General features: G+C 70.8%; 11 protein-coding genes. 1 reads left to right on the forward strand and 10 read right to left on the reverse strand.

The window, feature by feature from the left end; genetic code table 11:
- Positions 1 to 2 precede the first annotated feature (2 nt).
- The gene (locus ACFWNN_RS22995; RefSeq protein ID WP_382441969.1) at positions 3 to 2,990 is read right to left on the reverse strand and encodes a BTAD domain-containing putative transcriptional regulator; all 2,988 of its coding nucleotides are present in this window, start codon (positions 2,988 to 2,990) and stop codon (positions 3 to 5) included.
- Positions 2,991 to 3,055: 65 nt separating this feature from the next.
- Positions 3,056 to 3,619: a M15 family metallopeptidase gene (locus ACFWNN_RS23000; RefSeq protein WP_382441970.1), complete on the reverse strand. Its 564-nt coding sequence runs from the start codon at positions 3,617 to 3,619 to the stop codon at positions 3,056 to 3,058.
- Between the two features lie 236 nt (positions 3,620 to 3,855).
- Here ACFWNN_RS23000 and ACFWNN_RS23005 point away from each other — a divergent pair, with 236 nt between their 5' ends.
- Complete coding sequence (locus ACFWNN_RS23005; protein WP_382441971.1) at positions 3,856 to 5,199, forward strand: FG-GAP-like repeat-containing protein; 1,344 nt, start codon at positions 3,856 to 3,858, stop codon at positions 5,197 to 5,199.
- A 51-nt stretch (positions 5,200 to 5,250) separates the two neighbouring features.
- Here ACFWNN_RS23005 and ACFWNN_RS23010 read toward each other — a convergent pair whose 3' ends face one another.
- The 8 genes from ACFWNN_RS23010 to ACFWNN_RS23045 all read right to left on the reverse strand — a co-directional run bounded on the left by ACFWNN_RS23010 (position 5,251) and on the right by ACFWNN_RS23045 (position 11,334).
- Complete coding sequence (locus tag ACFWNN_RS23010) at positions 5,251 to 5,856, reverse strand: hypothetical protein (RefSeq protein ID WP_382441972.1); 606 nt, start codon at positions 5,854 to 5,856, stop codon at positions 5,251 to 5,253.
- A 2-nt stretch (positions 5,857 to 5,858) separates the two neighbouring features.
- The gene (locus ACFWNN_RS23015) at positions 5,859 to 6,548 is read right to left on the reverse strand and encodes a hypothetical protein (RefSeq protein ID WP_382441973.1); all 690 of its coding nucleotides are present in this window, start codon (positions 6,546 to 6,548) and stop codon (positions 5,859 to 5,861) included.
- Positions 6,545 to 7,681, reverse strand: a complete 1,137-nt coding sequence (locus tag ACFWNN_RS23020; RefSeq protein WP_382441974.1) for a WXG100 family type VII secretion target — start codon at positions 7,679 to 7,681, stop codon at positions 6,545 to 6,547. Before ACFWNN_RS23020 ends, ACFWNN_RS23015 begins: the two co-directional genes overlap by 4 nt.
- The gene (locus ACFWNN_RS23025; protein WP_382441975.1) at positions 7,678 to 8,001 is read right to left on the reverse strand and encodes a hypothetical protein; all 324 of its coding nucleotides are present in this window, start codon (positions 7,999 to 8,001) and stop codon (positions 7,678 to 7,680) included. Before ACFWNN_RS23025 ends, ACFWNN_RS23020 begins: the two co-directional genes overlap by 4 nt.
- 10 nt (positions 8,002 to 8,011) lie before the next feature.
- Positions 8,012 to 8,488, reverse strand: coding sequence for a YbaB/EbfC family nucleoid-associated protein (locus ACFWNN_RS23030; protein WP_382441976.1), 477 nt, complete (start codon positions 8,486 to 8,488; stop codon positions 8,012 to 8,014).
- 99 nt (positions 8,489 to 8,587) lie between these two features.
- Positions 8,588 to 8,848, reverse strand: coding sequence for a Sec-independent protein translocase subunit TatA (gene tatA, locus ACFWNN_RS23035; protein WP_382441977.1), 261 nt, complete (start codon positions 8,846 to 8,848; stop codon positions 8,588 to 8,590).
- A gap of 142 nt (positions 8,849 to 8,990) precedes the next feature.
- Positions 8,991 to 10,154 (reverse strand): LLM class flavin-dependent oxidoreductase, encoded by a 1,164-nt coding sequence (locus ACFWNN_RS23040; protein ID WP_382441978.1) that lies wholly within the window; start codon positions 10,152 to 10,154, stop codon positions 8,991 to 8,993.
- Positions 10,155 to 10,263: 109 nt separating this feature from the next.
- Entirely contained in the window at positions 10,264 to 11,334 is a 1,071-nt protein-coding gene (locus tag ACFWNN_RS23045; protein ID WP_382441979.1) for a lysyl oxidase family protein, read from the reverse strand.
- Between the last annotated feature and the right edge of the window lie 255 nt (positions 11,335 to 11,589).

Below are 11,589 nucleotides of genomic sequence, written 5' to 3' on the forward strand. Positions count from 1 at the left end.
GGTCACAGGCCCTCCTTGTCCTCGCGTGACCCCCTCGCGTGGAACACGGTCCGCGCGCGGGCGAACGCCGCGTCGGCCAGGTCCGTCTCGCCACGAGCCTGGTGCAGCTGCGCCAGGTCATGCTCGGTGCGGGCCCTCCACAAGGGCGTTTCCATGACGTCCCACAACGACATCGCGGCGTCGAGGTAGTCCTGGGCCAGGTCCAGCCGCCCCTCGGACAGGTGCAGCTGGCCCAGGACGCGCAGGGTCGCGGCCTGGCCCCAGCGGTCGTCGTGGGCCTGGACGGTGGCGAGCGCGGCTTCGAGACGGGGCAACGCTTCCGCCGCGAACCCAGCGCGCAGCTGGGCTTTGGCGTGGGCTCGGACGGCGTAGGAGTGCATGAGGTCGTCGCCCAGTTCGGCGAAGATCGTGGCGGCGTCGGCGCAGGCGGCCATGGACTCGGCGTAGTCACCGCGGGCGCGGTGGTAGAGACCCATGCTGCGCAACGAAAGCGCGACTCCTCGCCGGCTGCCTGCGCGCTGGTAGGCGGCGAGGGAGTCGGAGAGGTCAGCCAGCGCTGCCGGGTAGTCGCCGAGTTCCAGGTGGACGGAGCCTCGGATGCGGAGGACCTGGCCGATGCGGACCTGGTCGTCCAGGGCCTGCGAGAGGGTGGCGGCCTGGCTGAGGAAGTGCACCGCTTCGGTGAGGTGGCCCGGTTCCCGGCAGGCGACGCCCATGCCGGCCAGGGCGGCGGCCTGGCCCCGGACGTCGTGCAGGTTGCGGCAGAGGCTCAGGGCCTCGCCGAAGAGCTGGCGGGACTCGGCGAAGCGGTCCTGGGCGTAGCGCAGGCCCGCGAGTTGTGCCAGGACGTCGGCTTCCACGGCCGGGTCGCCAGTGTGGTGCGCCGACGTCATCGCCAGCGCGATCAGGCGGTCGCGGAGGTCCTTGCGGCTGGTCACCTGTTCGATGGCGCTGTGGGCCGCCACGAAGTCGCAGACCTGGCGGTGCAGGCCGGTGGCGGCGGCGCGTTCGACGGCCACGGCGAGGGCCGGTTCCTCGCCGTGCATCCAGGCGTCCAGGTCGACGGGCAGGCGGGCGGCCATGTCGGCGATGTCGTCCGGGTCACGGTGGCCCGCGGCCGGGTGCCAGGTGGACTCCGCCGGCGGGTTCTCGCTGGTGGTGCGGCCGAGCAGGGCGATCCAGCCGTCGAGCACGCGGGCGGTGGAGGCGGTCAGCTCCGCGGGTTCGTCGGCCTCGGCGCGTTCGCGGGCGTAGAGGCGGACCAGGTCGTGCAGGCGGTAGCGCAGGACGCCCGCCGCGTCGGCGCCGGACAACGTCGCGAGCTGCGCGTCGACCAGGACCTCCAGCACCTTCTCGGCCTCCGCCTCGGAGGTCTGGAGCATCCAGCTGACGACCCACGTGGAGAAGTCGGGCAGGCCCAGGTGCCCCATGCGGCCCAGGGCGGTGCGCGCGGCGGCGTCGAGGGCTCGGTAGCTCAGCGAGATGCTGCTGCGCACGGCGAGATCGCCCGCGGAGAGTTCGTTGAGGCGGCGGCGTTCGTCGGTCAGGCGGTCGGCGAGGACCTGCAACGGCAGCCGGCGTTGCGAGGCGAGGCGGGCTCCGGCGATCCGCAACGCCAGGGGTAATCGTCCGCAGGCGTCGACGATCCGGCGGGCGGAGGCCTCCTCGCCGGCCAGCCGGGTGTCGCCGGCGATCCGGGCCAGCAGGGCGTGCGCCTCCTCCGGCGTCACCAGGTCCAGCTCGGTGAACAACGCGCCGGCCAGACCGGCGAGGCGGTCGCGCGACGAGATCAGCACGGCACATCGGGCGGCGCCAGGAAGCAGTGGGCGCACCTGTTCCTCGGACGCGGCGTCGTCCAGCACGACGAGAACCCTGCGGCCGGACAACAAGGTCCGGTAGAGCTCCTGGCGTTCCTGCGTCGACTCGGGCAGCTGCGCGGTCTCGATGCCCAGCGCGCTCAGGAACCGGCCCAGGATCTCGCCGGGCGTCGCCGGAACGTCCGAGGTGCCGCGCAGTTCGGCGTACAGCTGGCCGTCGGGGAACGACCCGCAGGCGTCGTGCGCGGCACGGACCGTCAGCACGGACTTGCCGCACCCTCCTTGTCCGGCAACGACGTGCACGGCCGGCGCCTCGCCGGAGAGCCCTTCGGCGAGCGCGGCGAGCTCGCGGACCCGGCCGGTGAAGTCGGCGGGCGACGCGGGCAGCTGCGCGGGCACCACGGCGGCCTGGGCGACCGGGGCCACCTCGGCCGGGACCAGCTCCAGCGTGCCGCGCAGGATCGCCGAGTGGATGGCGACGATCTCCGAACCCGGCTCCACGCCCAGTTCGTCGACGAGCGCGTCCCGTCCCTCGCGGTAGCAGGCCAGCGCGTCGGCCTGCCGTCCCAACCGGTAGAGCGTGACCATCAGCTGGCCGCGCAGCCGTTCGTTCGCCGGGTGCCTCGTCACCGCGCCGGTGAGCTCGGCGAGGTGGTCGACCCGGCCGAGACCGAGTTCGGTGGCGAAGCGTTCTTCCTGCACGGACACGAAGAGCTCGTCGAGACGCCTGGCCTCGCCGCGCAGCAACGTGTCCTGCAACCCGGACAGCGCCGGGCCGCGCGACAACGAGACCGCCTCGTTCAACAGCCGTGCCGCCGCGCTGTGCTGACTCTCCTGCTTCGCCTGGGACAGCAGGAGAGCGAGGGCGTCGGCGTCGACCCGGGCGCCGTCGAGGCGGACCAGGTAGCCGGGCGAGCGGGACTGGATCACGTCGGGGGCGCCGTGGTCGGCCAGCGCCTTGCGCAGCTTGGAGACGTACGTCTGGATCAGCGACCGGGCGCTGGTGGGCGGGTCCTCACCCCACACCAGTTCGACGAGCCGGCTCGTCGAGACGACCTTTCCCCGTTCCAGCACCAGTGCGGCCAGCAGCACCTGCGGCTTGAGCCCGCCGAGCGGTACGGACGTGCCACCGATCACGGCCTCGACGGGGCCGAGCAACCGGAACTCCAGCAAGACGATGCGACCTCCCAGGTGTCACCGAGGGAAGTAGATCAGATCGCCCGGCCGTTCGGGCAGGTTCAGGGCGATGCCGGTCCGTACCAGGCTTGCGGGGACCCGGTCAGGTACGCCCAGTACCGGTCGCCGTAGGACCAGTGCCACCACGCGCCGGGGCAGTTCACCAGTCCCGCCCCGCTCAACGCCTCCGCCAGGACGTCTCGGTTGTGGCGTGCCTCGGCCGTGTAACCGCTCTCCGTCGTGACGGCGTTGACCGCCCCCAGGTCGAGCTCGACCTCGTCCACGGTGCACAGGGTCACGTCGACCGCGGCGCCCGCGACGTGCGGCGACCCGAACCCCGAGGCGGCCGGCTCGAACGACCTCGGCAGCGTCAGGGGCCGGTACCCCTCGACGACCAGCAACCGGAACCCCTGCGGCAGCAGGGTTTGCGCGGTCACGAGCCGGTCCACCACGCCGATGCGCAACTGGGCGTACCGGCCCTCGTCGTCGGCGAAGCGGCCGTCGAGCCGGAGAGCCGCGACGGTGCGCAGGTCGACCAGGGGCTCGTCGCGTTCGCGCACCGGGATCGCCGCGACCGCGGGATCCGACAGCGACACCTTCTCCAAAACCTGCTCCTCCTGCTTCACGCGTGGTCGCCCGAGGGTGCCCGCGGGTCCTGGAATTTTTCTTTAACGCACCGAACGCCGTCCGGACGCGGTCTGTTGATCCGGGTGGCGCACCCGTCACTGCGACGACGCGTCCGCCACCGTGTTCTTCCAGCGGATAAAGGATTCCTGAACCATCTTGAAACCCCGCCTGGCGACCTTGGTTCCTGTCAGCGGCACGGCCACCACCGAGCCGCCCCAGTCCAGAGGGAGATCCCGTGAAGAAGTCAGGAATCCGGATGCTCGCCGCCGCGGTCGCCATGATGTCCGGCGCGCTGCTGATGGCGCCTCCTGCCCAGGCCGCCCCGACCAGAGACGGGATCGTCACCGTCGCGGCCGGCCAGATCGGCGGCTCGGCGTGCAACCCGGGCTACTTCAACAGCTGTGGCATGGCGTGGTGCGCGGAGTTCGCCCGCTGGGTGTGGGACCGGGCGGGCGTCTCGGACCTCAAGGGCCTCGACGGCTGGGCGCAGTCGTTCAAGACGTACGGCACGAAGCGCGGGCTCTACCACTCCCGATCAAGCGGCTACAAGCCTCAACCAGGCGACGCGATCGTCTTCGACTGGGACCACAGCTCCGGTGACGACCACCCGATCGACCACGTCGCGATCGTGACGAGCTCCACCAGCTCCCGCGTCTACACGATCGGCGGCAACCAGGGCGACGCGAGCAGGGTCACCCGCGCCAACTACAGCCTCTCGAACGGCGACATCGACGGGTACATCTCCCCCGCGGGCGTCGGCAGCGGCGGCAGCGGACCGGAGGAGAAGGCCGGGCACAGCGTCACCGGCGACTCGTACCACGACCTGGTGGCCCGCAAGCCCGACGGCACGCTCTGGCTGTACGCCAACAACATCATCCGCGACAACGGCGACGCCTACAGCGCCACCCGGCAGATCGGCCAGGGCTGGGGCAACCTCGACATCATCCCGGCCGACGTCACCGGTGACGGCTTCACCGACATGGTGGTCCGCAGGACCGACGGCACCTTGTGGCTCTACGCCAACAACTACATCCGCGACAACGGCGACGCCTACAGCGCCTCCCGCCAGATCGGCCAGGGCTGGAACGTCTTCGACAAGATCGTCGGCGCGGACGTGACCGGCGACGGCTTCACCGACCTCGTGGGCCGCAAGCCCGACGGCACGCTCTGGCTGTACGCCAACAACTTCGTGCGGGACAACGGCGACGCCTACAGCGCGGCACGGCAGATCGGTCAGGGCTGGGGCAACCTGGACATCTACCCGGCCGACGTGACCGGTGACGGCTTCACCGACCTGGTCACCCGCCGCACCGACGGCACCCTGTGGCTCTACGCCAACAACATCATCCGCGACAACGGCGACGCCTACAGCGCCTCGCGGCAGATCGGTCAGGGCTGGGGCAGCCTCGACATCGTCCCCGCCGACGTCACCGGCGACGGCTTCACCGACCTCGTCGCCCGCCGCACCGACGGCACGCTCTGGCTCTACGCCAACAACTACATCCGCGACAACGGCGACGCCTACAGCGCCTCCCGCCAGATCGGCCAGGGCTGGAACGGCTTCAACACGATCGTCTAGTGACGTGATCCCAGGGCGCGTCCGGCTCCGGCCGGGCGCGCCCTTCGTCGTCTACAGGTTGGCGTGGGCGGTGCGGACCGACTGCTCGGCCTGCGGGTCGCGGAAGTCGAACGCGGACCCGTCGGCGAACTCGATCCGCACGAACCACTCCGGCTCGACCTGCCGGCCCAGCGGCACCGCCACGAACCTGCGGGCCGCGCCGACCGGGGCCTCCCACCAGGTGACCAACGGCTCGGGCTGGGGTTCGCGGGACCGGCTGAACAGGCCGCCGCCTCCGGGCGCCAGGACCTCACCCTCGACCACGAGCGCGAGCCGCTGGTTGCTCAGCAGCAGCCAGCACTCGTCGCGTCCGGCGGTGAACAGGTCCGCCCACCGCACGGAGATCTGCTCGGGCCCCCGTGCGTGCGCCCAGCCCCACACCGCCGGGTCGTGCGCCCACTCGTCGTTGCTGAACCGCCCGCTGCTCACGGCGGCGGTCGGCAACGGCCACTCGGGCTCGGCGATGGACGCTTCCGGAACCGCCGTCACGACCGCGTGCGGGGCCTTGCCCGCCGAACCGATGTGCCCCTTGCGTTCGACGGCCCACACGATCTGTTCACCGGCGCGAGTCCAGTGCTTCTGGGCGATCTCGGCGAGCTTGACCCTGTCCCTGGGCATGATCACCCCTGTCCGTTGGCCATGGCGAGCAGGCGCCGCGCGTTCTCCGGCGACGGGGTGAGCACGTCGAGACCGGAACCGTCCACGAAGGACACGCGCAGGGCGTGGACGTCGCGGATCTGGTACTGCCTGGGGAGTTTCCGCTCGGCGAGCGCGACGGAGGCGATGTGCGCGCGTGCCACCTCGGCGACCGTGGTGACGTCGGCGGTCTCGATCGGCACGTGCGGCGCGTACGGGCTCTTCGTGCTGAACACCTCGCGGGCGCTCTTCGCGAAGCCGCTCACCCGGCCCAGCAGGCCCCTGTCCTCGGGTTCGGGCTCGGCGGGTTCCTCGACCAGCGCCACCCTGGCGAGCCTGCCCGGCGTCAGCACCAGCCACGAGACTCCCGCGACCGGCTGGCCGAGCTGGGTCGCGGTCACGGCCGGCTGCGGTCCCCAGGCCACGACGTGCGGGATGTCGGCACCGCCGTCCTCCGGGCCGCTGCCCGCGAGCGCGGCGTCGAGCACTCCCGCCGCCGCGTTGCCGAACGCCCCGGCCACCTTGCCCAGGCCGCCGCGTTCCGGACGGCCCTGCCAGTCGAGGCCCTTCAGGTCGAACCTGATGCTCGCGACGTCAGTGCCGACGCACAGCAGGACCGGTTCGCCCGCCTGGCACCAGGACTGCCGGAGGGCGAGCACGCCGTCGAGCTTCACCAGTCGAACCCGCGTTCCTGAGCGTCGCGACGCTCCTCTTCGGACGGTTTGTTCTGCGCGGCGTCGTACGCCTCCTGGCTGCCGAACTTGATGGCGCCGTCGACCGCTGTGCTGACACCGGCGTCGAACAGCGCGCCGGTGATCCTCGTCTGGCCGCCGAGCGCACCGGTGAGCACGGTCTGCGCGACGTTGCTCGCGAGCGCTCCCTCGCCGGTGACGCCCTGCATGAACCGGTTCGCCGTGGTCGAGGCGAGCGAACTGCCGTCGGCCCTGGTGAGGACGTTGACGATCGGGTTCGATCCGAGGTGACGGCCGGCGAACTGCTGCGCCATGTTGCCGCCGCGCAGGCCGTTCATCCGCTGGATGACCTGGCGCAGCGGGCCGCGCAGCCGGACCAGCAGCTTCTCGATCTGCTGCACGGCCTTGAAGAGCTCCATCTGAAGCTTCGACACGCGCATCGTGATCCGCACGCCGGTGCTGCCGACCTGCACGGTCGTCGTCGCACCGGCCGCCGCGACCGAGCCGCCCGCGGTGATCCACGACGCCGCGAGGGCCGCGAGCCACTGCACGATCAACCCGATGATCAGCTCGGTGAGCACCTGGATCACGAACTCGACGAACATGTCGAAGAGCTCGGCGATCGTCTCCAGGGTCTGCTTCAGGCCGCGGATGTCCTCCGCCAGCGCCTCGACGCCCCCGGCGAACTCGCCGACCTGCTTGCGGAAGCCGTCCCCCGCCGCACCGACCCACATCTGGGCGGTGGCCGCACCGCGCTTCTTCTCCGACTCGGCGACCTCGTCGAGCCACTTCGCGACCTCTTCCCAGCCCTCGCCGGTCGCGCGCATCTGCTCGGGATCGCCGATGGCCCACTCCGCGAGCTCGATCAACGGGCTGAGCACGATCGACACGAGGAAGCCGAGTCCGTTGTCCAGCAACGCCTGCCCGGGGCTCGCGAGCGTCTGCAGCAGCTCCAGCCGGCCGGAGATCGTCGCGGCGGTCATCTGCGGCGGCGACGTGGCGTCGGCGAGGTCGGAGATCGCGCTGTAGGCCGAGCTGCCGCGCCCGGCGGCCTGCTCGAACGCGTTCTTCTGGTCGCCGTCGTTGAGGTCGGCGAACGTGCCAGGCCCGCTCATGAGGCCCCGAGTCCCTTGCCGAGCTGCCCGAACGCCTGGTGCAGCCCTTGGTCGACACCCTTGTACACGTCGAAGGTCTCTTGCAGCTGCTCGCCGGTCTGCTTCAGGAAGCCCTGCGCGTCCGTCGCGAGCTGCTGACACTCCTGCAGGCTCTTGAAGTACCCGCTGGAGAGCCCGACCGCGTCGCCGATCGGCCCGAAGCACTGGTCGTCTACCCGTGCCTGTTCGAGCAGCTTCGCGAGCGCGCCGAACTTCTCCGCGAGGCTGTCGCTGCCCTTCGCGAACGCGGTCAGCGCGTCCGGCTGGATCTCGAAGTTCACCTGGTTCCCCCTACCTCAGGTACGTGCTCGGCGGTTCCTCGTCCTCGGCCTGTTCTCGGACCGGCCGGTTCCGCGTGGGCTGTGGCGGCTGCGGTGCCTGGGGCTGCGGCGGGCCGGGCGGCGGGGGCGCCGAGGGCATGATCGGTTCGACGTTCGACGCGAGCATGCCGTCCTTGAACTGCTGCAGCTGGTCGCCGAGGATCGGCGCCACGGCCTGTTCGAGCTGCTGCGCGGCGTTCTGCGTCGCCATCCGGATGGCGTCGAGGATCTCCTGCTGCAGCTGGACGTGCGAGCGGTTCATCGCGTTCGGCGCGAGCTGCAACCCGAGCACGGCACCGGACGTGGCCGCGGTCACGGTGACCGCCCCGTCCCGGCTGCGACCGACACCGCGCAGGTCCTTCATGGCCTGCTGCAACGCTCCGGCCTTCTTCGCCTGCTCCTCGAACGAGCGCATGAGCGACTGCATCCGCTCCTGGCGGTCTGTCACGGCACTTCCCCCGAAAGTCCATCAATCACTGCCCGACGCACGCTACGCGATCACCCGCATCGCGTTGCGCGCGTTGGGGACTTTCGCCGCGAACTCGCGTCAGCTTGCCGGATTGCTGCCCCTCTGGGCGTTCTTGAGCTGCTGCTGGAGGTCGTCGATCTGTTGCTGCAGCTGGGCGACCTGCGTGGGCGCCGCCGTCGTGTCGGCCTGCGTCTCCTCCTGCAGGCCCGCCGACTCGGCCTTGAGGATCTTCGCCGAGCGGCCGAGTGACCGTGCCATCTCCGGCAGCTTCTTGCTGCCGAACAACAACACGATGACGACGCCGATGATCAGCAGTTCGGTTGCGCCGAGGTTGCCCATGAGCTCACTTCCTCCGGTTGTGCCCGACCTCGACGATAGCTTGCGCCACAAGGAGATCGGGCACCGGCAGCAAGGGGTCAGAACGTCCATATCGGACGTTCGGGTGGATGCCGGGACAGAAGCGGAGGACCTGCTCGACGGCTCAGTCCTGGTCGAACTCCGGGATCAGCTCGCCGATCAGCCGGATGCTCGTCATCACCTCGTCGGCGCCGATCGGCCCGATCTGCTGGAGGCACATCAGCCGGTCGATCCCGAGGTCCGCGTAGGCGCGCAGCTTCTTGCGGCACGTGTCGGGGCTGCCGACGATCAACGACTGCTGCGCCGACAGCACCTCGAACAGCTCGTCCTCCGGCACGTCCTCGCCCTGGATGATCCGGCCGATCACCAGCTGCGCGTCCGTGGGCGCGGCGTCGACCTCGGCGCGCAGGAACTCGGCGGTGAGGCCGCTGTCGCCCGCGGCCAGCAGGTCCTGGTGACGTTGCATGGTCGCGGCGAACTCGGCGGCGGCGTTGAAGAAGCGCAACGCGGTCACGGTGTACCAGGCGGCCGCCGCGGCCGCACCGTTGCGCATGGCCTGCTCGTCGGTCTCGGCGCAGTGCACGAAGGTGAAGTAGGCGACCTGGTTGTTGACGAACGAGCCGACGGGGTCCGTGCACTCGGCGGCGGCCGCGCGGTAGAGGTCGATCATGCGGGCCACCCGGTCGATGGACTCCCAGATCGTCGTGCCGAGCACGCCCACACCGCGCCGTCCGGCCTCCTCGAACGACGTCGGGGACGCGGCGGCCTGCCACAGCGGCGGGTGCGGGCTCTGCAGCGGCTTGGGGATGATCGAGACGTCGTCGATGTCGTAGTGCGCACCGCTGTGCGAGAAGCGGTCGGTGGTCCACATCTTCGGCACCATCTCGAACGCCTCGGCGGTCTGGGCGCGGGCGTCGGCGGGCTCGACGCCGAAGAGGTTCCACTCGGGGATCGTCGAGCGGGTGAGGCCGAGCTCGACGCGGCCGCCGCTCAGGTGGTCGAGGGTGGCGGCGCGCTCGGCGACGCGGATCGGGTGGTTGAACCGGCCCGGCGCGAGCACGGCGGCGTGGCCGAGCCGGATGTTCGAGGTGGCCTGGGACAGCGCGGCGAGCATCAGCTCGGGCGCGGACGACAGGCTGAACTCGCCCGCGCCGTGGTGCTCGACCTGCCACCAGCAGCCGTAGCCCAGCTCGTCGGCGAGTCGTGCCTGGTCGAGGGCCTGTCGGAAGCGGAACTCCTCGGGAGCAGGGCCGGGGTTCTGGATCTCGTTGAACAGGTCGATCTTCATCGGCACACCCTCACCTCGTGCGGACACCAAGGCTGATGTCTCCGAGAGCGACCGACTCGTTACGCGGGGAATACAACTCGCCCGGGACGGAGCAACGCCGTCCGCCGGGTCATTCGCAGGCGCAGCAACAGCAGCTCGGGTCCGTCCCGCACTCCGGCCTGGCGGGGGCGGGCTCGTGGATCGGGCCGCTGCGCGCGGCGAGTCCGGTGTGCTCGGCGAGTCCGGCCTGCCTGGCCTGGTCCGTGCAGCGGTCGGTGCCGGGACAGCTCTTGAGCAGGGTGACGGCCGGGGCCTCCCTGATGACGGGCGGCCGGCGCTTGGCGCCGCCCGGCCACTGGACGGAGATCGAGACGGACGAGGAGTTGTTGTCGTAGCGGGACTCCACGAGCGTGCGGTCGGAGTTGACCGTGTTGACGAGGTCGTAGGTGCCCGACGTGACGTTCGTCAGGTCGAGCCACTGGAAGTCGACGCCCTTGCGGTAGTCGTCCCCTTGCCCGACGGAGATGCCCTCGAACATCTCGGTGGCGTCCGGGTCGTTGCGGCCGCAGTTGCTCTTCCTCAGGCGTTCGGCGAGCAGGCCTTCCGGGCTGGCCGCGTCCCGCTGCGCGCCGGGCAACCGGTCGGCGTCGGCGGTGCGGTAGCGGTCGCCCAGGCAGAAGCCGTTCTTGCGGTCGGCGACCACCATCCGGCCGTTCGGGGTGCGCAGCTGCATGCGGGCGAACCCCATGAGGTGCCAGTGCAGGTGGGTCGGGGTGGGCTCGTAGTACATCGACGCGGCGGTGGCTTTGCGGGCGTCGTCGAAGGTCGCCGGGATCTCGGCGCCTCGGGTGGTCTGGAAGGCCTGGCGGACGGCCATGTCCGTGGAGTTCTTGTTGGCGCGGCGACCGTGCAGCAGCAGGGGGCCGTCGCCGGCGTTGTCCATGGCGGTGGTGAAGCGGATGCGCACGGCCTTCATGTCGCCGGAGGTCAGGCACTCGCCGTTGGGGGCTTTGGCGTCGGCCACCGGGCACACGTCCCAGTCCCGGCAGAGGGACGGGTCGCCGGTGTAGCCGCCGGGGCAGCCGACCGGGGCTTGGCGGAGGTCGGGGAGCAGTGGGCCGGCCGCGATGGCCGGGTGCGTCAGCGCTGCGGTGAGGGTGAGTGCGCAGGCGGCCGCGCTCCACGTCTTGCCAGAACCCATGGGGCACAAGGCTAGGGGTGGGAGGTGGCGGCACCCCCATTTCTCCGCGAGGTGTACCTGGGTGAGTGAACGGGCGTCGGGGTGCGGGTGCCGGTTTCGTTGGTTGGTTGCGGTTCCAGCGGGGTTGGTTGCGTTTGGTTGGTTGGGCTGCGGTTGCGAGAGTTGGTTGCGCGGGTCTCGACGAAAGACCTGGGGTGTGCGATTTGGGGGTTTAATATGGGCCCGTTCGAGGGGCACAAACGGCCGGAAAAGACG

This window comes from Lentzea sp. NPDC058450 (assembly GCF_042721395.1).
GTDB lineage: Bacteria > Actinomycetota > Actinomycetes > Mycobacteriales > Pseudonocardiaceae > Lentzea.